Origin of the sequence: Corallococcus carmarthensis, from assembly GCF_003611695.1 — a bacterium.
Classification (GTDB): domain Bacteria; phylum Myxococcota; class Myxococcia; order Myxococcales; family Myxococcaceae; genus Corallococcus; species Corallococcus carmarthensis.
Genome location: NZ_RAWE01000078.1, coordinates 16,713 through 38,024, shown reverse-complemented (window position 1 = coordinate 38,024; position 21,312 = coordinate 16,713). Strand labels below are relative to the sequence as shown.

Sequence of the window (21,312 nt, the reverse complement as noted above, 5' to 3'; positions counted from 1 at the left end):
CTCCCCCACCCTTCAACCGCGCCCAGACCCTTCTGCAAGCGCGCGGCCAACGTGTCCTGGCAAGGGTGTTCCCTCGGGAATCCGGACGGACCCCGCCCGTGCGGAGGAGGGCGCTGTCGGCTTGTCTGAAAAAACTCCCGCTCCGGGGGAGGGCCGGGATGAAAAAACAGCCAGAGGCCCGGACGGGCCCCTGGACTGCGTGAAAGTCATCACTCGCATCCGGATGTTTGAGTTCCAACGCCTGACGCCTGCCTGCTGCTCCGGAACGCGGCGATGCACGTTCGTGACAGGGTTGCTCCGGCAACCGGGTTGCGAAGGCCTCAGGGCCGCGCTGGAAGAATCCACTCGCGCGGTGTGACCTTGCCAACGCGAATTCTTGACGCGTTTGAGGCACCTCGTTGTCTGGCATTGCGGCATCTTGCGTCCCGTCGAATCCGGGAAGCGCCGGGCTCGATGGTTCCCCGCCATTGCCACGTCTTCGTGACCGCGTGACGCGGCAGGGCCGGGGTCTGCCCGGAGGGGGGCCCGGGCGCCGTTCCAGGGCTGTTCAACCTGCATCCAGCACCAACCAGGAGCTGTCCATGAAGATGATGACGTGGGTGATGTCCGCCGCGGTGGTCGCGATGTCGGCTGTGGGCTGCGGTGGTGAGTCGGGCGCCAGCGCGGAGGACACGAAGACGGTGGCGCAGGGGCTGGGCCCCAACCTGGAGTTCTACGGCTCCGACACGCTGAAGGCGGCGTTGATCGCGGCGGATGGCGCGGCGGGCGCGGGCCTGAACGTCCAGGGCAAGGGCTCCGGCGTCGGTGAGGGCTGTCTGCGCGGCGGCTCGGCCGGCTTCTGCGGCCCCGGCCAGCAGGCGCTCGCGCCCATGTCGCGCGACCTGAAGACCCCGTGCCTCACGGGTGAGAAGAGCAACATCGTCGCGCTGGACGCGGTGAACGCGTTCGTGAACACCAGCAACACGCTGACCAACATCACCCTGGCGGACCTGCAGAAGACGTTCTTCGCCACGAACGCCTCGGGTGCGGCCATCACCGGCTCGTGCACCAGCACCCTCACGAAGTACCGCCGCGACGACCTGTCCGGCACCACGGACACCTTCAAGTCCCTGGTGGGCGGCGGCACCTTCTGCCCGGGCGTCATCGTCGTCGCGGAAGGAAGCCTGCCGGCGGCCTGCACCAGCCCGGCCGGCGTCACCGCCGGCGCCAACGCCAGCGCCACGGCGTGCATCGGCTACCTGACCGCGACCGACTCCAACGCCATTGGCTACTCCGGTGACTCCGCGAAGCGCACGGGCAACAAGGCGCTGAGCGTCAACAGCATCGCCCCCTCGGTGGACAACGTCCGCAAGTTCCTCACCGACAAGGCCAATGCCTACCCGCTGGCCCGCGCGCTGTTCCTCAACGAGAGCACCACCAACGTGCGCTCGGATGAAGAGGCCATCCTCTATGACTGGGTCTACGGCTCCGGCAAGGCCCAGTTCGAGAACATCCTGGTGACCCAGGGCTTCATCTCCTGCAACACGTCCGGCGCGCTGAAGTGCGGCGGCGCGAACAACGACGGCCGCGGCGCCGGCGTCTGCAACTGATTGCTGCTCCCCTCCGCTCGGGGCGGAGGCGTTGTCAGGGCCGGGAGGGCAGGTGCCCTCCCGGCCCGTTTTGCCGTGACCTCTTCCGCCGTCCTGCCTCCTGGAGCCTTCGCATGCGTTCCGCCGTGAAGCTGTCGCTCGCCTCCGCGTTCCTCTTCGCCGTTCCCGCCCTCGCCCAGGACACGGGCCTGGCCACCGCGTCCTCCACCCGGCCGCTCCCCTGGCTCTGCCGTCAGCCGTCCGGGACCGCGGGCACCGTGGAGGAGATTGCCCTGGAGCCGGGCGCGTCCCCCGTGGGCATCACCGTGGGCCCGGACGGCAACGTCTGGTTCACGCAGCCGGGCACCAACCGGATTGGCCGCGCCACGCGGCAGGGCGTGGTGACCGGGTTCGACCTGCCCACCGCCTTCGCCTCGCCCCAGGGCATCACCGCGGGCCTGGACGGCAACGTCTGGTTCACGGAGTTGGGCGCGGGCCGCATTGGCCGCATCACTCCGGCTGGCGTGGTGACGGAGTTCCCGCTGCCGCAGGCGGGCGCCGCGCCGTCTGGCATCACCGCGGGCCTGGACGGCAACGTCTGGTTCACCGAGCAGGTGGGCAACCGGATTGGCCGCATCACCCCGGATGGCGTCATCACCGGGTTCGCCCTCCCCACGCCTGACGCGCAGCCGCGCGCCATCTCCCTGGGCGTGGATGGCAACGTCTGGTTCACCGAACAGGCGGGCAACAAGGTGGGCCGCATCACCGCCGATGGCGTCATCACCGAGTTCGCCATCCCCACCGCCTCCAGCTTCCCCAGCGCCATCGCGCCGGGCCTGGATGGCGCCATGTGGTTCACCGAGCAGCTGGGCAACAAGGTGGGCCGCATCACCGTGGACGGGACGGTGACCGAGTACGCCCTGCCCAACCCCGCCAGCGCCCCGGTCGCCGTGTCGCCCGGCGCGGACGGCCACATCTGGTTCGTCGAGCAGAGCGGCAACCGGGTGGGCCGCATCACCGCCTCGGGCGTCATCACGGAGTTCGACCTGCCCACCGTGCGCAGCCGGCCCGCGGGCATCTCTTTTGGCCCGGCGGGCTTCTTCTGTCTGGACGGCAATGTCTGGTTCACGGAGCGCTCCGGCAACAAGCTGGGCAAGCTCCGGCTGGTCACGACGCCGTAACGACACACGGCCGTGGCGGAAAGGACTCACGTCCGTCGCGGAGTGCCTGTCTTTGGCCCGCGGCGTCAGCATCACGACGCCTGGGTTTGTTGCAAGGACTTGTCAAAGCCAGACGGGGCTCGCGCGGTAGGGTGCCTTTCCAGAACGGGCGCCCCGCCGCGCAAGCCTTCCAGGCCGGGCCCCGTGCCTGTCCGTCACCGCTGAGAGAGGTCCCGTCCACATGGGAATGAAGCGCAAGGGGTTCGCCACAGGTCTGACCCGGGGGGTCTTGCTGCTGTGGGTGGTCATCGCGTCGGGCTGTTCCTCCAATCCGGTGGAGTCCCCGCCCGACGCGGGGCCCTCCGACGGCGGAGTGGTCGTCGTGAAGCCCTCTACTTGCGCGCCCGCCCGTTCGGGGGAGCGCATCCCCCTGCGCGCGGGTGCGCCCGTGGCGGCCTTCACGGAGACCTTCGACGGGCTGAAGGCCCGGGTGGATGCGCAGTGCGCGCAATGCCACGCGCCGCCCAACATCGTGGGCGGCTTCCAGTACGGCGCGGACGTGGAGGGGCTGAAGAAGGAAGGCGCGCGGATGGCGCTGAAGGCCTCCCAAGGAGAGATGCCTCCGCTGGCCTCGCCCGAGCAGACGAAGAAGGCGGTGGAGTTGGCGTGCGTCCTCAATGCCTGGCTTTCACAGGGCTCGCCCACGGGCACGTTCCCGGTGGCCTGCGAGGAGAAGGCTGTCGGCGGAATCGCCGTGGCGCCCGCGGTGGCGGACGCGATGACGGACCTGGGCAACTGCATCCCGGACGTCACGAAGCCGGAACTGCTGGGCCGTGACCCGGACAAGGACGCGGCCTTCGCGGCGCTGACGAAGCTGCCGCCCCTCTTGTCGGACACGGACACGGACATCATGAGCTTCGACGCGGAGATGCTGGCCGCGCGCGGCACGTTCGCCTTCGCGCCCACCTATCCGCTCTTCTCCGACCACGCGAAGAAGCTGCGCCAGGTGCACGTGCCGGCGGGGCAGTCCATCCGGTACGACGCCCAGACGGGGAAGTTCCAGGTCCCCCCCAACACGCGCTTCTACAAGACGTTCTTCAAGGCCGTCGCGGGCAGGGACGGCTACGTGCGCTACCAGAAGATCGAAACGCGGCTCATCGTCGTGCGCGAGCCGTGGAACCAGTCGCTCTTCGGCACGTACCTCTGGAACAACGAAGGCACGGTCGCGCAGTTGCATGACCTGCGCTACCGCAACGGGGAGCCGTTCTCCGACCGCGTCCTCGTCTACACGGAGCACGAGGGCAGCGGGAAGACGCGCAACTACGCCATCCCTGGCGCGCACCGGTGCATCCACTGTCATTCGGGTGCGGAGGCGCAGAACTTCGTGCTCGGCTTCACGCCGTTGCAGCTCAACCGCCGCGCCCCCGGTGAGGCGGGCGTGGATGTGAACACGCAGGTCCTGGAGGACGAGCGGAGCCAGGTGGAGCGGCTGGTGCGCGCGGGCGTCATCACCGGACTGCCGGCCTCCGGCACCCGGCAGGAATTGGAGGCCCTGCTGCCCAGGCTGGAGGTCCAGGCCCGGCAGGCGGTCCCCCAGGGGCAGCCGGCGCCGAACCGGCAGACGCTGGAGTTGCAGGGGTACTTCATCGGCAACTGCGCGCAGTGCCACAACCCCAACGGGTTCGCCACGCAGAGCAACCCCGCCATTGCCTCGCTGGACTTCTCCGCGAACGGCATCCTGCCGGGCTGGAACCCCTGTGGCGTGAAGGAGAGCAACGGCCAGCGCAGCTATGCCGTGTGCGACCCCGCCACCGTCCCCGACTACACGAAGGACCTGCTGCTGCGCACGCCCAGCAGCACGCTCTTCCAGCGCGTGGCGCGCGACACGGACGCGCGCCTCATCCACATGCCCGCGAACGTGCCCGGGCAGGACTGCCGCGCCGCGCTGCTGATGGCGCGCTACATCGGGGCGCTGCGCTGGAAGGGGGAGGAGGCGCTTTCGCCCTCGGAGCAGGAGGCGAGGGCGTCCGAGCGCATCCGGCAGGCGGAGCTCGCGGTGGCCGCCTCGTGCACCCCGCCGAGCGACGTGCGGTGGATCACCGAGGACTTCACCGACAAGGTCCCCTATGAGCCGCGCAATCCGGCCTGGAAGGACTCCATTGGCAAGCCTCCCTTCGAAAGGCTGACGCGCTACCCCATCACGGACGCGCACGCGGAGCTGGCGAAGCAGCCCTTCGCCACCAACTGGTGGGTGGCCAAGGCGGGCTGCGCGTTCCCCGCGAAGCCGGCGCCGGATCCGGTGGAGCCCTGGATGCTGGATGAGCTGGGGCGGCCCCGCCGTCCCTACGGGCAGCTCTACTACTCCACGCCCGGCGCCACGGCCTTCCAGGGCATCTGCGCCAACTGCCACGGGCGCGCGGGCGACGGCCAGAGCGGCGCGGCCAAGACGCTGGTGGCGCTCAACGGCGCGCGCGTGGCCAACCTGGCGGCGGGCCTCTTCGGGACGACGGGAGGAAAGCCAAACCTGGCCCCGTTCGAGGCCGAGTACGGACCGCACGGCGGCGCCCGCTACCTGCTGTGGATGGCCTCTGGCGGAACGACGGTGAAGTTCTCCGAGGAGTTCATGCAGGCGTGGGTGAAGTACGGCGAGGTGGACATCGACTTCTCGGGAGACGCCCGGGATTGGGCGGCGTGGGGCGCGAACATGCTCGGCGCGGCGCGCGGCGCGTGCGACCTCATCCGGCTGGGCCGCTTCGGGACGGCCACGCCCCCGAGCGCGAACGTCACCTCGTTTGGCGCCACGCGGATGTGGACCCAGGTCTGCGGCCTGGACAACCCGCTGACGCAGGAGATCCGCGAGGGAACGGACATGGCGGCGGTCAACGAGTGGCTCCAGCACGCGGAGTTCAACGTCGGCGTGATGGCCTACTTCTTCCTCAAGGAACAGCTCACGCAGCACCCGGCGGGGTGGATCTACCCGCTGCGCGGCGAGTGCGAGAAGCGCACCACGCCCTGACGTCCCCCATCGTTCCGCAACACCTGCTCCGGGAAGGGAGCCCTCGTGATGAGACACGGCTTGAGACAGTGGATGCTGGTGGTGGGCCTGGCCTCGGCGCTGGCTGGATGTGATTCCACCGAGTGCCGGGATGCCTTTGATTGCCGCGACGAGGGCGCCGCGCCCTCGGGGCAGGTCTGGGCGTGCCAGGAGGAGAAGTGCGTGGCCGTCACGCCCGCGCCGCAGCCTGACGCAGGCACGGACACGGATGCGGGCACCCACGTGGACGCGGGAACGCAAACGGATGCCGGCGTGGACGCGGGAACGCAAACGGATGCCGGCGTGGACGCGGGCACGGATGCGGGGACGCAGACGGACGCGGGAACGCAGACGGATGCCGGCGTGGACGCGGGCACGGCCTACGTGCGCTTCGTCAACGTGCTGTTCGAAGGCAACTCCTCGGAGCCCAACACCCCGTGGACGGCCGCGACGTACCGCATGGACCTGTCGCTCGGCGACGCGCTGCCCCTGTTCTCCAGCGTGGAGCCGGGGGACACGTCGGTGACGGCCTTCGTCCCGGTGCCCCCTGGAACGGACCTGACGTTCCGCGTGCGCAACACGGGCAGGCCCGCCACGGAGGCGGCGCTGGCCACGCTGCAGGGCGTGTCACTCGCGGAGGGCGAACACCTCACGGTCGCCGCGCTGGGCCTCATGTCGCGCGTGGGCACGGTGCGGTTCGACACGCCGAAGCTGCTGGCCCTGCGGGACCGGGACCTGGGGACCGTGGGCGCGGGAGAGGCGCGGCTGCGCCACGTGACGGCGGACCGCGTGGTCGCCGCCAGCCGGCCGCGCTTCATCCGGACCGACTCCGGTCTGGATCTGCCCAACGTGTCGCCCTTCACCGCGGACGCGGAAGCCCTGGGACACATCATCCCGGTGGCTTCCACGACGCGGCTGCTCGTCCGGGGGAGCAATGACAACCCTGCGCCTTCCCAGAGCGGCGAGCTGGCCTACACGCTGCCCACGAATGCCCTGACGGCGGGCACCGCGTACTTCGCCGTGTCCTTCGGCGACGACCGGCGCGCGATGAACGACCCCGGCGCTTCCTCGCTGCTGCTCATCCCCGCGGCGAAGGACGGGGCCGTGCGCCTGAAGCGGGATCCGCTGATGTACTTCTTCCACGCGCTCGCTTCGGGCGCGCCGCTGAAGGCGCTCAGCCAGGGCGTGCCCGTGGCGGCGGACTTCCAGTACGGAGCGGACCCCAAGCCCGGTGACCTGCCGGCCAGCGCGGCGGGGCATCCGCTGTCGTTCGTCCTCCAGTCCGACGGCGCGACGTCCGTGCTCGACGGCGTCCAGACGGGGCCGCTGGAGGCGGGGCGCCGCTACCTCGTCGTCGTCTCCGGTCAGGCGGGGGGAACGGGCGCGCTGGCGCCGCGGGCCTTCGTGGTGCCGGACACCCTGCCGTCCGACGCGCAGGACTCGCGCGTGCGGTTCATCAACGCCTGCCCCACGTCGCCCGCGACGGGCGCCAGCCTGGGCTTCTTCGACGTGAGCGGGGACGGCGTCAACCGGGGCAACACCTTCACGCCCGTCATCGCGGACGTGGCGTACGGCGCATCCGGAGGCCCCACGGCAGGCGTGGCCTTCCCCGCGCCGACGGGCACCGACGTGACGGGCACCTACGTCTACTACGCCGTCCGGGGCACCGTGGGCGCGTCCGCCATGAACCGGTCCGTGAAGGGCCTGCCCCTCGCGCGGCCCCACCTGTTCCTGCTGATGGGGGACTGGGAGACGGGCCTCACGTTCCGCGCCTTCAACCTGCGCTCCAACACCTGGAGCGTGCTCACGCCTCGCGGCGAAGACGTCTTCCAGCCGTAGTCCCCATCCGCCTGGAAACGACAACGCCCGCCTGGGAGGCCTCCCGGGCGGGCGTCGGTGCGTCGTGACGGGCGAAGGACTACAGCACCTTCACCGGCACTTCCTTGAGCACCTGGTCGCCGCGCATGACCACGACGGTCCAGTTGCCGGGCTTGGCCAGCTTCACGCCGGTCCACTGGCGCGCGCGCCAGCCCTCGCCCTTCACCTTCACGTCCTTCGTCTCGCGCACGGTGGCGCCCTGCTTCACCTGCACCGTCAGGTCCTCGACGGAGTCGCCCTGGGGCACCAGGTAGCTCTGCCACAGCATCACGGTGGTGCCCGCCTTGATGCCCTCGGGGCCCACCTCGGCGGTGCACTCGTACTTGTTGGGGCCGTCCTTGGCCACCTCCGTGCAGAGCTTGGCCTCCACCAGCACGGGGCCCTGGCCCTGGCCCTTGTAGAAGAAGTTCCAGGTGTCGCGCACCGCGTCCGCGCTGGGAGCCTTCACGGTCTCCGCCGCCGGAGCCGCCGCCTCCTGCGCTCCCGCGACCGACGCCACACCCAGCACCGCGCACAGCACGCTTCCGTTGAACACGCTCTTCATGACTTGGGGTCCCCTCATTGATGTTGGAGGAAGCCGGCCCACGTCCGGCCCCTCGGTGTGCCTGTCTATCATGAAACATCCGCGGCCATTCCCCGGCTTCCGGGGCCTGGGGCGGGGTTGGGCGCGCCGCGCTATCCGAAGAGGAAGAAGCCCAGCGTCACCAGCGGCAGGTACGCGAGGAAGGCCACCAGGAGGAAGCCGAGGATGTCCTTGAACTCCAACCGCGCCACGGCCAGCAGCGGCAGCGCCCAGAAGGGTTGGATGAGGTCGGTGGCCATGTCGCCCCAGGCGTACGCCAGCACCACCTTCTCCGGCGCCACGCCCAGCCGTCCCGCCGCATCCAACAGGTAGGGCGCCTCGATGGCCCACTTGGAGCCGCCGGAGGGCACGAAGTAGTTCACCACGCCGCTATAGAGATACACGATGGCCGGGAAGGTCTGCTGCGTGGACAGCGACACGAAGAGCTCCCCGATGCGGTCCGTGAGCCCCGTGGCCTTGAAGATGCCGTAGATGCCCGCGTACAGCGGGAACTGCAGCACGATGCCGTGCAGCACGCTCGCCGCCTCCTCGCTCGCCTTGAGCAGCCGGGCGGGCGTGCCGTGCAGCAGCACCGCCAGCGTGAGGAAGGTGAAGTTCACCACGTTGAGGTTGAGCGCCTTCCAGCCGCCATGGAGCCACAGGTGCCGCCCGAACCACGCCAGGCCCAGCACGCCGAAGACGACATTGAGCAGCCATGCATGATCCAGCCACTCCGCGGGGCTCAGGCGGCCCTGCGGCTTCGCCGGCGGGACGAAGTCGGCCAGCTTCTCCAGCACCGCGGGCTCCACGCGCACGGTGCGCTCCGGCGACGGGTGCAGCGCCCACGCCAGCGCCGTGAGCAGCGCCACCGCGGCCAGCGTGAGGCCGATGTTGAAGGGAGAGAACAGCGTCCGGTCGATGGGGATGACCCCCAGCTGCTTCTCCAGGAAGTGCCCCGGCGTCGCGACCAGCAGCGGGGCGGAGGCGGACAGGCCCGCGTGCCACGTGGCGCCCAGCCCGAAGTAGGCGCACGCCACCAGCAGCCGGTAGTCCACGTCCGGGCGCCTGCGCGCGATGAAGCGCACCAGCATGGCGCTGGCGACGAGCGACAGGCCCCAGTTGAAGTACGCGAGCGCCATGGACACCGCCGCCATCAGCGCGGTGGCGCTCCGGGGGCTCCTGGGCAGGCTGGCGACCTTCTCCAGCAGCGCCTTCACCGGCGCGGTGAGCGCGAGCAGGTAACCAGTGAACATCACCAGCGCCATCTGCATGGAGAAGGTGAGCAGCTCCCAGAAGCCGCCGCCCCACGCGTCCAGCACCACCGGCGGCGCGGCCCCCACCCAGCCCAGGGCCAGCGCCATGGTGAGCAGGGTGAGCAGCACGGCGATGGAGAAGGCGCTGGGGACGAAGCGCGAGGAGAAGCGGCCCAGGCCTTCGGCGAACCGGACGAGGGTTTCCACGGTGAGGGCTCCAGGCGGTCAGGGGACCCCGGTACAAACTCCCGGGGCGACACCCCGGGTTTTACGGTATGAGCGGTCGCCATGTCCCCTAGCGAGCAGCACTCCCCCGTCTTCGAGCGCATCGCGACAGGCGTTCCCGGACTGGACCCCATCCTGGGCGGTGGCCTGGTGGCGTCGGGCGTCTACATCGTCGTGGGGGAGCCTGGCGCGGGGAAGACCATCTTCGCCAACCAGCTCTGCTACTCGCAGGCCCAGCAGGGCACGCGCTGCCTCTACGTGACGCTGCTGGCGGAGTCGCACTCGCGCATGCTGTCGAACCTGCGCAGCATGGCGTTCTTCGACGCCTCCCAGCTGCCGCAGCGCATCTACTACGTCAGCGGCTTCCGCATGCTGGAGGAGCAGGGGCTGCCGGGCCTGCTGGAGCTCTTGCGCCGGGAGATGCGCAACCACGGCGCGGGCATCCTGGTGCTGGACGGCCTGGTGCAGGCGCAGGAGGCCGCGGGCAGCAGCCGCGACTTCAAGAAGTTCATCCACGAGCTCCAGGTGTCCGCCGGCCTGTCGCGCTTCACCGCGCTCTTGCTCACGAGCAGCGTGGGCCCCACCGTGCACCCGGAATACACCATGGTGGACGGCATCCTGGAGCTGCGCGAGCGCACGGCCGCCATGCGTTCGTGGCGCGAACTCCAGGTGCGCAAGTTCCGGGGCAGCGCCAGCCTCAATGGCTCGCACCACTTCCGCATCTCCGAGGCGGGCCTGGAGGTGTTCCCCCGCCTGGAGACCATGGTCAGCCGCGCGCAGCCGCCGGACTGGGGCACGCAGCGCGTGCGCTTCGGCGTGCCCACGTTGGATGCCATGATTCCGGAGGGCATCGCGGCGGCGTCCACCACGCTGGTGATGGGGCCGCCGGGCTGCGGCAAGACGCTCCTGGGCGCGAGCCACCTGGCCGAAGGGATCCGCCTGGGCGAGCCCTGCCTGATGGTGAGCTTCTACGAGGGGCCGGACCGGCTGCTGCACAAGACGGCCAACGTGGGGCTGTCGCTGGGCGGCGCGGTGAAGGAGGGCCGGCTGGTGCTCCAGTGGAACATGCCCGCCGAGTGCAACCTGGACCTCGTCGCGCACACCATGCTGGAGGACGTGCGCAAACGCGGCGTGAAGCGCCTGTTCGTGGACGGCCTGAGCGCCATGGTGGAGACCACGAACGAGCCGGCGCGGATCAGCCCTTTCTTCGCCGCGCTCACGCAGGAATTGCGACGCCACGGGGTGACGACCGTCTTCACGCTGGAGACGCCGCGTCTCTTCGGCCCGGAGATGGACGTTCCCCTGGGCACCGGCCTGTCCGGCGTGGCGGAGAACCTGCTGTTCATGCGCCACCTGGAACTCAATGGCCGTCTGAGGCGGCTGCTCTCCATCTTCAAGCTGCGTGACGCGGACTACGACCCGACGCTGCGCGAGTTCCTCATCACCTCCCAGGGAATCGAGATCCAGCCCCCCTTCCAGCCGTCGCCCGAGTTGCTGCTCACCGGCATCGCCCGCTTCCCGGGCAACCACTCCTGACCCCCAGAGGACCCGTGGTTCCCGCGACCGAGACCGTGCTGGTGGTGGACGACGAGCAGGGCATCCTGGAGGCGCTCGCGGACCTCCTGAGGGAGGAGGGCTACCGCGTGCTCACGGCGTCCCATGGCCGCGAGGCCCTGGAGCGCATGGCGGAGGTGAAGCCGGACCTGGTGCTGACGGACTGGATGATGCCCGTGCTGGATGGCCCCGCGCTGATTGAGCGCATCCAGCAGGACCCGTCGCTGCGCACCATCCCCGTGCTGGGCATGAGCGCCGTGGACGTCAACGGCCTCAAGCGCCTGCACCCGGGCATGGAGTTCCTCCAGAAGCCGTTCGACATCCGCGCCCTGATGAAGCTGGTGCGCAGGGCCCTGGACGCGAATCCCCGTCTCAGGGGAGGGTGAAGCGAAGATCCGCGTGCCCGGAGGGTCCGCCATGTTCCACCTGCTGAAGCTGGGTCCGGTGCCCCTCTCCGTGGGCACCACCGGCGTCTACCTGCGCATCGGCGAGACGGGCGACCCGTCCGCCCCCGTCTTCGAACAGACGGACGTCGCGGGCGTGCGCGCCCTCATCGCCGGCCTGGAGCCGTCCCAGGTGTCCTGCGAGCCCGCGCTGGCGGACGCCGCTGAAGCGCTGGGCCTGGCCGTGGCGCCCCCGTCCCCCGCGGCGCTCTCCGCGCGGGCGGCCATCGCCACGTTCCTCGCCTGGGGCCAGATGGGCGTGTCCGGGCTGGGCAGTGACAAGGCGCTGCTCTTCGTCCAGTCCGCCACCGAGTTCTGGGACGCGAAGCCCTGGACGCACTGGGACGACAGCCAGCCCTTCGTGGTGGATGTGACGGGCGCGCACGAGCACACCTACGAGGGCTGCGTCTTCCATGGTGACGACGACGGCCCCTCGGGCCTGGCCCTCTACCTGTCCCCCGGCTCTTTGGGGCGGCTGCTGGAGCTCCAGGTGCACGGCGCCGACAAGGAGGCCCGCGCGCTGCCCGCCATCACCGTGTCGCTGGAGGCCCGCCCCGCCTACGCCGTGGAGGCGCTGTCCGCCGCCGGCCGCGCGCCCCGGCTGCCCCTGCCCGTGAAGGCCGGTCCCGAAGGCCTGGAGGTGCCCTCCAGCCTGGAGGCCCTCATCCTGGTGGCCGCCCTGCGCGCCGTGGCCCGCCTGTCGCCGTCCCAGCCGGAGGCCCTGAGCAGCATGGTGGCCGGGGACGCCCGCATGGACGTCCGCGTGCGCGCCCCCGCCCCCCGCGTCCGCAACTAGGCGGAAACAGGCACCCCCTGCCGTGACGCACTCGGAGCAGGCAGGGGGCCGGGCTCGTGTGAAACTGTGAACAACCGCCCGCAACAGAAAGGTTGATTCACAAAGTATCTGGGTCCATAGGTGGAGGCGTGACTGACGCCGGCCTTTCTCCACGGGTCCAGCGCTTCCTCACGACGCACATCGAGTCCATCGAGAAGCTGGAGGTGCTCCTCCTGCTTCGCGCCCGCACGGACCGGGCGTGGACGGCGTCGGCGGTGGCCCTGGAGCTGCGCATCACCGAAGCCTCCGCGGCCCGCCGCATGGCGGAGCTGAAGACGGGAGGGTTGCTTCTCCAGGATGGCGTGGGGGAGGACGCCTTCCGGTTCAGTCCCGACCGGTCGGACGACGTGCAGGCCACGGCGGAGCTGGCGTCCGCGTACGCGGCCCGCCGCGTGAGCGTGATTTCGTTCATCTTCTCACGGCCCATGGACCGGGTGCGGGGCTTCGCGGACGCGTTCGTGTTCAAGAAGGACAAGGACGGCGACGGACATGGCTGAGGCGGTCTACCTCCTGTGCGCGTTGACGAGCGCGGCGTGCGCGGTGCTGCTGCTGCGGGCCTGGCGGCGCACACGGATGAAGCTGCTGCTCTACAGCGGTCTGTGCTTCACGGTCTTCACCCTGAACAACGTGTTGCTCTTCGTGGACCTGGTGCTCATCCCAGCGGGGGATTTGTCACTGGCGCGCACGGTGACGTCGCTGGTGGGCAGCGGCGTGCTGCTCTTCGGCCTCATCTGGGACGTGTCCTGAGCATGTTGAAGCCCCTGCTCGACGGCGCGGTGTTGATGGCGTACCTGGCGTGCGCCCTGTTCTTCCTGCGCTTCTATCTCCAGTCGAAGGACCGGCTCTTCGCGCTGTTCTCCCTGTCCTTCACGCTGATGGGGGTGCACAACGTGCTGGGCGCGCTGCTGGCGCCGGACCTGGACAGCGAGCGCATCCACTACCTGTACGTCGTGCGCCTGGTGGCCTACCTGCTCATCCTGGGAGCCATCTGGGACAAGAACCGGGCGGGGCGCGGCTCCGGGTGAGATGCTGTTCTCCTCCTCGTCCCGCGGGAGGACCCTCTTCATGACCCCGACTTCGCTTCCCCGCTTCACTCCGCGCCGCCCGTTGGGGCGCACGGGCTTCACCGCGACGGCGGTAGGCATTGGCGACCTGGCGGACCGCACGGTGCCGCGCGAGCAGCTCGTCGCCACGCTCACGCGGGCGCTGGACGCGGGGCTCAACGTCATCGACACGGCGCCCGGCTACGAGGACGGCCTGAGCGAGGAGGTCGTGGGCGAGGCCCTGCGCGGCCGGCGCGAGGGCGTGTTCGTCATCGACAAGGTGGACGTGCTGGACGCGCCGGTGGCGCCGCAGGTGGAGGCCTCCTTGCGGCGGCTGGGCCTGCCGTCGGTGGACCTGTTCGCGCTGCACGCGGTGAAGTCACTGGCGCAGTGGGAGGAATTGGCCCGGCCGGGCGGCGCGCTGGAGCAGTTGGAGGCGTGCGTGGAGAAGGGGCAGGCGCGCTTCAAGGGCATCTCCTGCCACCACCCGGACGCGCTGGTGGCGGCGGTGCGCTCCGGGCGGTGTGACGTGGTGATGTTCCCGCTGGGGCCGTTCGTGGACGCGCGCTACGTGGAGGAGGTGCTGCCCCTGGCGCGTGAGAAGGGCGTGGGCGTGGTGTCGTTCAAGACGTTCGGCGCGGGCAAGCTGCTGGGGGACACGGAGGGCTATGGCCGGCCGCTCCAGGAGCGGCCGCGCGGCAAGGTGAGCTCTGGCGGTGAGGCGCGTGGCATGCCGGCGCTGCCGCACCTGTCGGTGGAGGAGTGCGTGCGGTACACGCTCACGGTGGATCCGGACGTGATGTTGATGGGGATGAGCTTCCCGAACGAACAGGACGCCGCGCTGCGAGCGGCCTCGGCCTTCCGGCCCCTGGACGCGGCGGAGCTCCATGCGGTGCGCGACCGGGCGCACGCGGCCATCCAGGGCAAGGGCGCGGTGTGGTGGAACCCGCCTTCACCGGATGTCACTGCTGCCTGAGTCGCGGCGCGTAGGCTGCCGGGCCTGAACGGGTTGCCTGCCGGACACTCGTATTGAATCCAGGGACCATGGAGGCTTGTGGCCCCCTGGGGGCCGTCATTATCGGAGCGTCCCTTTGGTGAGGCGTCATTCCCATGGCGCCATGGCCCGCGCTCCATGCCCGAACCCTCCCTCGAGCCTTCGACCGAGCCTGCCGGCGAGCAACCGCCGCCGTCCGCCGTGATGACGAACGACGTGGCCCCCGTGCCGCCACGTGGTGACATGGGCGCGCCCGTGAGCGGAGGCGAGGCCGTTGCCGCGCCGGTGACGCCCGCATCCTCCACCGCGCCCGCCGGGGAGGCCGTGTCGCCTGTCGTTCCCTCCGGGCCGCGGGAGACGTCACCCTCCCTGGAGGAGGGCCGCTTCGCGTTCCTGGCTCGCGCGGGCGAGGTGCTGGTGTCGTCGTTGGACGAACCCACGGTGCTGCGTCAGTTGGCGGAGCTGGTGGTGCCTGAGCTGGCGGACTGGTGCGCGGTGGATGTCGTCACGCCTTCGCACAAGGTGGTGCGAAGGGGCGCGGCGCACCGGGACCCCTCGCTCGTGCCCTCCGTGTATGCCATTGCCGAGCGCTGGGCCCTTCAAGAGAACGGCTCCCAGGGCGTGGCCCACGTGCTGAGCACCGGCCAGCCCCGCCTCATCCCGGAGGTGCCCGAACAGGCGTTCCAGGAGCTGGCGCGGGGGAACCCGGACCTGGAGGAGACGTGGCGCCTGGGGTGCCGCTCCGTGATGCTGGTGCCGCTGGTGGCGCGCGGGCGGGTGCTGGGATGTCTGTCATTGATGTCCGGCACGGCCGGCCGCTTTGGCGAGTGCGACCTGGAGCTGGTGCGTGAGCTGGCCCGCCGGGCCGCGCTGTCGTTGGACAACGCGCTCCTGTACGGCGAGGCCCGTCAGGCCCAGGCGCGCACGGCGCGGTTGCAGGCGGTGACGGCGTCCCTGTCCCGCGCGGCCACCGAGGACGCGGTGGCGCAGGTGCTGGCGCGCGAGGTGTGGGAGGCCAGCGGCGCCACGCGCGTCGCGGTGCTGGCGTTGGAGGAGGATGGCCAGATGCGCCCGCTGCGCGTGCTGGGCTACTCCGAGGAGGCGCTGGCCCGCTTCGCACGGCCGCCGGACGGGTCCCCTCCGGCGGCATGGCCGGCGCTCCGGCGCGAGGCGGGCTGGTTCCATTCGCTGGAGGAGTTCCTCGCGCGCTACCCCGAGGACGCGGAGTTCGTGCGCAGCCAGGGCCCGGGAGCCCGCGCGGTGGTGCCGCTGTGGGGTGAGACGCGCGTGCGCGGCCTGCTGCTGCTTTCGTGGCCGGAGCCGCGCGTCTTCCCAGCCGCGGAGCGCGCGTTCCTGGAGGCGCTGGCGCACCAGTGCGCGCAGGCGCTGGAGCGGGCGGCGCTCTACGAAGCGCTGCGCGAGCGCACGGAGCGGCTGCGGCAGGCGCTGGTGACCGGCGACATGGGCACCTGGCGCGTGGACCTGGTGCGCGGCAGGGAGCTGCACGACGCGGCGCTCAACCACATGCTGGGCCTTCCGGCGGTGGACTCGTCGGTGCCGGTGGGCGACATGCTGGAGCGGCTGCATCCGGAGGACCGGCCGCACGTGGAGGCGGAGTTCCTCCGCTACCAGCGCGAGGCACCGGGCTTCTTCGAGCTGGAGTTCCGCGTGCTGCGCCGGGACGGCGGCGTGCGCTGGCTGCACAGCGTGGGGCAGTCCTTCGCCGGACCGGACGGCAAGGTGACGGAGCTCACCGGCGCGATGGCGGACGTCACCCGGCGCAAGGAGGCCGAGGAGCGGCTGCAACTGCTGCTGGACGCGAGCCGCGTGCTGGCGCTGCGTCTGGACGACGTGGAAGAGGCGCTGCCGGAGGTGGCGCGGCTGGTGGTGGACCACGTGGCCACCGGCTGCCTGGTGGACCTGGCCGCGCCGGACGGCACCCTGCGGCGGGTGACGGCGGCCCACCGGGTGACGGGGCACGACGCGCGGCTGAAGGAGGCCCTGCCGAGGAGAGGAGACCGGGGACCCGCGCACCCGGCGCTCCAGTGCTTCCGGTCCGGGGAGGTCTGCTTCCTGTCGCGCCTGGACTTCAAGCGCTGCGACGCCGTCTCCACGAACGACGCGCACCGGACGCTGGTGGACAGTCTGGCACCCACGTCGGTGCTGTCGGTGCCGCTGCGCGCGCGAGGCCGCACGCTGGGCGTCATCACGCTGTTCACCGCCGAGCCCCAGCGCACGCTGGTGGCCGCGGACGTGACGATGGCGGAGGAGCTGGCGCTGCGTGTGAGCGTGGCGCTGGAGAACGCGCGCCTGTTCCACGACGCCCAGTCCGCGGTGCGGCTGCGCGACGAATTCCTCTCCGTGGCGAGCCACGAGCTGAAGACGCCGCTCACCAGCCTCATCCTCCAGCACAACCTCATTGGCCGGGCGCTGGAGACCGCGGGCGCGCCAGGGCCTGTCACCGGAAAGCTCCACACCGCGCAGCGGCAGGTGCTCCGGCTGACGGCGCTGGTGGACAACCTGCTGGACGTGAGCCGGCTGTCGCTGGGCAAGCTGTCGCTGGAGCGCGCGGAGGTGGACCTGGTGCAGCTGACGCGCGACGCGGTGGAGCGGCTGGAGGACGTGTTCATCCAGGCGCGGTGCCCGCTGAAGGTGGAGCTGCCACGCACGCTGACGGGCCAGTGGGACGCGCTGCGGTTGGACCAGGTGCTGGTGAACCTGCTCACCAACGCGGCGAAGTACGGCGCGGGCCAGCCGGTGTCGGTGCGCGCGGGCGTGGATGCGCTCGACGAGGTCTGGCTGGAGGTGCGCGACGAGGGCATCGGCATCGAAGCGGATGCACTGCCGCGCCTCTTCGGACGCTTCGAGCGCGCCGTGAGCGAGCGGCACTACGGCGGCATGGGGCTGGGGCTCTACATCAGCCGCCAGATTGTCGAGGCGCTGGGCGGCCGCATCGACGTGGACAGTCAGCCGGGGCAGGGCGCCACCTTCACGCTGCGGCTGCCCCGGAGGCCGTCGATGCCCGACGCCCGGCCCCCTCCTCCCCAGGATGCGTGAGGGAGGACGGGACGCGGACGGCGCGGCCTTCAGTGCTGGGGCCCCTTGAGCGGCGGGCCTTCCTGTTCCAGCGCGCGGTACTCGGCGTCGGTGAACAGGCGTGAGCGGATGAGGAAGCGCACGCCTTCGGGGGCTTCGACGGAGAAGCCGCTGCCGCGGCCGGGCACCACGTCCACGGTGAGGTGGGTGTGGCGCCAGAGCTCGAACTGCGGGCCGGACATGTAGAAGGGCGTGCGGACGATATCGCCCAGGTACACGTCCTCCTGCCCCACGCGGAAGTCGCCGCGCGGGAAGCACATGGGCGCGCTGCCGTCACAGCAGCCGCCGGACTGGTGGAAGAGGAGCGGGCCGTGAAGGCCCTGCATCTTGTGGAGCAGGGCCTCGGCGGCCGGCGTGACCTCGACGCGCGGCACGGACATGGGTGGGTCCTAGAAGAAGCCCATGGGCTTCGGGTCGTAGCTGACGAGCAGGTTCTTCGTCTGCTGGTAGTGATTGAGCATCATCTTGTGCGTCTCGCGGCCGATGCCGGACTGCTTGTAGCCGCCGAACGCCGCGTGCGCGGGATACAGGTGGTAGCAGTTCACCCAGACGCGGCCCGCCTGGATGCCGCGGCCCATGCGGTACGCGGTGTTGGTGTCGCGCGTCCACACGCCGGCGCCCAGGCCGTAGAGCGTGTCGTTGGCCTGCGCGAGCGCGTCCGCCGCGTCCTTGAACTTCGCCACCGCGACGACGGGGCCGAAGATCTCCTCCTGGAACACGCGCATCTTGTTGTGGCCTTCGAAGATGGTGGGCTCCACGTAGAAGCCCTCCGCCAGCGCGCCGGGCAGCGACTTGCGGCCGCCGCCGGTCAGCACCTTGGCGCCCTCCTTCTTGCCGATGTCCAGGTAGGAGAGGATCTTCTCCAGCTGATCATTGGACGCCTGCGCGCCAATCTGCGTGGCGACGTCCAGGGGGTTGCCCTGCACGATGCGCTGGGTGCGCTCCACGGCCTTGGCGATGAACTCGTCGTAGAAGCGTTCGGCGACGAGCGAGCGGGAGGGGCAGGTGCAGACCTCGCCCTGGTTGAGGGCAAACATCGCGAAGCCTTCCAGCGCCTTCTGGGCGAAGTCGTCGTCCTTGGCGAAGACGTCCTCGAAGAAGATGTTGGGGGACTTGCCGCCCAGCTCCAGGGTGACGGGGATGATGTTCTCGGAGGCGTACTGCATGATGAGGCGGCCGGTGGTCGTCTCACCCGTGAAGGCGATCTTCGCGATGCGCTTGTTGCTGGCGAGCGGCTTGCCGGCCTCGATGCCGAAGCCGTTCACGATGTTGAACACGCCAGGGGGAAGCAGGTCGCCCACCAGCTCCGCGAACTTGAGGATGGTGACGGGGGTCTGTTCCGCGGGCTTGAGGACGACGCAGTTGCCGGCGGCGAGCGCGGGGGCCAGCTTCCACGCGGCCATGAGCAGCGGGAAGTTCCACGGGATGATCTGCCCCACGACGCCGAGCGGCTCGTTGAAGTGGTAGGCGACGGTGTTGTCATCCAGCTGGCTGAGCGACCCTTCCTGCGCGCGGAGGCAGCCGGCGAAGTAGCGGAAGTGGTCGATGGCGAGCGGCAGGTCCGCGGCGAGCGTTTCGCGGACGGGCTTGCCGTTGTCCCACGTCTCGGAGACGGCGAGCATCTCCAGGTTCTGCTCCATCCGGTCGGCGATCTTCAGCAGGATGTTGGCGCGCTCGCCGGCGGCCGTCTTTCCCCACGCGTCCTTCGCCTTGTGGGCGGCGTCGAGCGCCTTCTCGATGTCCTCCGCGGTGGAGCGGGGAATCTCGCAGAAGGGGCGGCCGGTGACGGGGCTGATGTTCTCGAAGTACTGGCCCTTCACGGGCGGGACGAACTCACCGCCGATGTAGTTGCCGTAGCGGCTCTTGTACTCAACCTTGCTGCCCTTTTGACCCGGAGCTTCATAGACCTTCGACATGGGGACTCCCTGCGTTGGGTTTTGACGCACACGTGCGGGGTTTTGACGCGGAACAGACGATAGGCAGGTGACGCTTCGCGTTACGTGCGCAAAGACGGGTGTAAATGTTTGTTAATGGTTGATCGCTGAATCAGGTGCCGAAAGGGCATACACAGCGCGTGGCCGTGCCTGTCGCGAGGCGCCCTGTCAGGCGTGTACGTCCTCGAAGGTGCTGCGAGCGGGCAGGCAGTGTGCCCTTGCTACCGCCCACCACGTCTTCCACCTCAAGGAGGAGGGCGTCTGTCGAGACGCGGGGGCATGGCATGAAGGTATTTCAAAACCGCGTCGATGCAGGCCGTGCGTTGGGCCAACGGCTCCACGTCCTGCTCGGCGGAGGCGGGGACCTGGTGGTGCTGGCGCTGCCGCGCGGCGGTGTTCCCGTGGGCTTCGAGGTGGCTCGGATGCTGGGGGTTCCGCTGGACGTGTTCGCGGTGCGCAAGCTTGGTACTCCGGGGCACGAGGAGCTGGCCATGGGGGCCATCGCCACGGGCGGCGTCGCGGTCCTCAACGCGGGCGTCGTGCGGAGGCTGGGGATTCCCGAGGCGGCCATCGCGGCGGCCGTGGAGCGTGAGGCGCGGGAGCTTGCACGAAGGGATCAGCTCTTCCGCGACGGCAGGCCTCCGGCGCGCGTCGAAGGGCGGACGGTGATCCTGGTGGACGACGGGCTGGCCACGGGCTCCACCATGCGGGCGGCGCTCCGGGCGCTTCGCCAGCAGGGGCCCGCGCGCATCGTGGTGGGCGTGCCGGTGGGCGCTCCAGAGACGTGCGCGTCGCTCCAGGGCGAAGCGGACGCGGTCGTCTGCCTTTACACGCCGGAGCCCTTCTTCGCGGTAGGCCAATGGTACGAGGACTTCACGCAGACCACCGACGACGAGGTGCGCGAGCTGCTGGCGCGCGCCGCGCACGGGGACGGGGCTGTCCAGGAGGCGCTGTGAGTCCGGTGGCGCCCGGAAGGGACAGCGGAGGGCATGACGCATGGCTGGGCACGGAGCCTGGGAGCACGCGGTGCGGGTGGAGGCGGAGCCCGGCGTGTGGCTGGAAGGAACGTTGAGCGTGCCGGAGGCGGTCTCTGGCGTGGTGCTGTTCGCGCATGGCAGCGGCAGCAGCCGCTTCAGCCCGCGCAACCGGTACGTCGCGGGAGTGCTTCAGCGGGCGGGGCTGGCGACACTGCTCATGGACCTGCTCACGCTGGGGGAGGAGGAGGCCGAGCGGTGGACGCGGCATCTGCGCTTCGACATCGAGCTGCTGGCGCGGCGGCTCCTGGGAGCCACGGAATGGCTGACGCAGCTGCCGGAACTGGGACGGTGGCCCATCGGGTTGTTCGGTTCGAGCACGGGAGCGGGGGCCGCGCTGGTGGCCGCCGCACGTGCGCCTGAAGCCATTCAGGCGGTGGTGTCCCGGGGCGGCCGTCCGGACCTCGCGGGCTCCGTGCTGCCGGCGGTGCGGGCACCGACGTTGCTCATCGTGGGTGGGAATGATGTGCAAGTGATTGAACTCAACCGTCAGGCCTGGGGGGCGCTGCGCACGCGCAAGCGGTTGGAGATCGTTCCCGGGGCAAGCCACCTCTTCGAGGAGCCGGGGACGCTCGAACTGGCTGCGGGGATGGCTCGGGACTGGTTCCTCCAGCACCTGGTCACGGCCTCGCGGGATGCACAACCGGGGGACGCACCGCTGTGAGGCACACCGTCGCTTGTATCCTCATGCCTCTTCTG

General features: G+C 70.4%; 18 protein-coding genes. 14 read left to right on the top strand and 4 right to left on the bottom strand.

Features of this window, described 5'->3' with window-relative positions:
• Positions 1–581: 581 nt before the first annotated feature.
• The 4 genes from D7X32_RS21435 (at position 582) to D7X32_RS46865 (ending at position 7,601) form a co-directional block, all read left to right on the top strand.
• Entirely contained in the window at positions 582–1,589 is a 1,008-nt protein-coding gene (locus D7X32_RS21435; protein WP_120604425.1) for a type 2 periplasmic-binding domain-containing protein, read from the top strand.
• A 113-nt stretch (positions 1,590–1,702) separates the two neighbouring features.
• Positions 1,703–2,749, top strand: a complete 1,047-nt coding sequence (locus D7X32_RS21430; protein WP_208752501.1) for a Vgb family protein — start codon at positions 1,703–1,705, stop codon at positions 2,747–2,749.
• Positions 2,750–2,969: 220 nt separating this feature from the next.
• Positions 2,970–5,744: a hypothetical protein gene (locus D7X32_RS21425; RefSeq protein WP_120604424.1), complete on the top strand. Its 2,775-nt coding sequence runs from the start codon at positions 2,970–2,972 to the stop codon at positions 5,742–5,744.
• 60 nt (positions 5,745–5,804) lie between these two features.
• A complete protein-coding gene (locus tag D7X32_RS46865) occupies positions 5,805–7,601 on the top strand; it encodes a DUF4397 domain-containing protein (RefSeq protein WP_244239119.1) in 1,797 nt (598 codons plus the stop codon).
• 79 nt (positions 7,602–7,680) lie between these two features.
• Here D7X32_RS46865 and D7X32_RS21415 read toward each other — a convergent pair whose 3' ends face one another.
• Together D7X32_RS21415 and D7X32_RS21410 are read right to left on the bottom strand one after the other, a co-directional pair.
• Positions 7,681–8,184 carry a hypothetical protein gene (locus D7X32_RS21415; protein WP_120604423.1) on the bottom strand — a complete coding sequence of 168 codons (504 nt, stop codon included), beginning with the start codon at positions 8,182–8,184 and terminating at the stop codon, positions 7,681–7,683.
• A 131-nt stretch (positions 8,185–8,315) separates the two neighbouring features.
• On the bottom strand, positions 8,316–9,662 hold the full coding sequence (locus D7X32_RS21410; protein WP_120604422.1) for a short-chain fatty acid transporter: 1,347 nt from the start codon (positions 9,660–9,662) through the stop codon (positions 8,316–8,318).
• An 81-nt stretch (positions 9,663–9,743) separates the two neighbouring features.
• Here D7X32_RS21410 and D7X32_RS21405 point away from each other — a divergent pair, with 81 nt between their 5' ends.
• From D7X32_RS21405 to D7X32_RS21370, 8 genes are all read left to right on the top strand, one after another.
• Positions 9,744–11,216, top strand: a complete 1,473-nt coding sequence (locus D7X32_RS21405; protein WP_120604421.1) for an ATPase domain-containing protein — start codon at positions 9,744–9,746, stop codon at positions 11,214–11,216.
• A 14-nt stretch (positions 11,217–11,230) separates the two neighbouring features.
• Positions 11,231–11,620, top strand: coding sequence for a response regulator (locus D7X32_RS21400; RefSeq protein WP_120604420.1), 390 nt, complete (start codon positions 11,231–11,233; stop codon positions 11,618–11,620).
• A 31-nt stretch (positions 11,621–11,651) separates the two neighbouring features.
• On the top strand, positions 11,652–12,473 hold the full coding sequence (locus tag D7X32_RS21395; RefSeq protein ID WP_120604419.1) for a hypothetical protein: 822 nt from the start codon (positions 11,652–11,654) through the stop codon (positions 12,471–12,473).
• Positions 12,474–12,601: 128 nt separating this feature from the next.
• Positions 12,602–13,009, top strand: a complete 408-nt coding sequence (locus D7X32_RS21390; protein ID WP_120604418.1) for a hypothetical protein — start codon at positions 12,602–12,604, stop codon at positions 13,007–13,009.
• Positions 13,002–13,259: a DUF5985 family protein gene (locus tag D7X32_RS21385; RefSeq protein WP_120604417.1), complete on the top strand. Its 258-nt coding sequence runs from the start codon at positions 13,002–13,004 to the stop codon at positions 13,257–13,259. The genes D7X32_RS21390 and D7X32_RS21385 overlap by 8 nt, the downstream gene beginning before the upstream one ends.
• A gap of 2 nt (positions 13,260–13,261) precedes the next feature.
• Positions 13,262–13,537 (top strand): DUF5985 family protein, encoded by a 276-nt coding sequence (locus D7X32_RS21380; protein ID WP_120604416.1) that lies wholly within the window; start codon positions 13,262–13,264, stop codon positions 13,535–13,537.
• 40 nt (positions 13,538–13,577) lie between these two features.
• Positions 13,578–14,531 carry an aldo/keto reductase gene (locus D7X32_RS21375; protein ID WP_120604428.1) on the top strand — a complete coding sequence of 318 codons (954 nt, stop codon included), beginning with the start codon at positions 13,578–13,580 and terminating at the stop codon, positions 14,529–14,531.
• 156 nt (positions 14,532–14,687) lie between these two features.
• Positions 14,688–17,606, top strand: coding sequence for a sensor histidine kinase (locus D7X32_RS21370; protein ID WP_120604415.1), 2,919 nt, complete (start codon positions 14,688–14,690; stop codon positions 17,604–17,606).
• Between the two features lie 29 nt (positions 17,607–17,635).
• Here D7X32_RS21370 and D7X32_RS21365 read toward each other — a convergent pair whose 3' ends face one another.
• Both D7X32_RS21365 and adh read right to left on the bottom strand, forming a co-directional pair.
• On the bottom strand, positions 17,636–18,025 hold the full coding sequence (locus D7X32_RS21365) for a DUF779 domain-containing protein (RefSeq protein WP_120604414.1): 390 nt from the start codon (positions 18,023–18,025) through the stop codon (positions 17,636–17,638).
• A 9-nt stretch (positions 18,026–18,034) separates the two neighbouring features.
• Positions 18,035–19,561 (bottom strand): aldehyde dehydrogenase, encoded by a 1,527-nt coding sequence (gene adh, locus D7X32_RS21360; RefSeq protein ID WP_120604413.1) that lies wholly within the window; start codon positions 19,559–19,561, stop codon positions 18,035–18,037.
• A 302-nt stretch (positions 19,562–19,863) separates the two neighbouring features.
• On the opposite strand from adh, the gene D7X32_RS21355 reads away from it, so the two are divergent.
• Together D7X32_RS21355 and D7X32_RS21350 are read left to right on the top strand one after the other, a co-directional pair.
• Positions 19,864–20,535: a phosphoribosyltransferase gene (locus D7X32_RS21355; protein WP_120604412.1), complete on the top strand. Its 672-nt coding sequence runs from the start codon at positions 19,864–19,866 to the stop codon at positions 20,533–20,535.
• 40 nt (positions 20,536–20,575) lie between these two features.
• The gene (locus D7X32_RS21350; protein ID WP_120604411.1) at positions 20,576–21,277 is read left to right on the top strand and encodes a dienelactone hydrolase family protein; all 702 of its coding nucleotides are present in this window, start codon (positions 20,576–20,578) and stop codon (positions 21,275–21,277) included.
• Positions 21,278–21,312 lie beyond the last annotated feature (35 nt).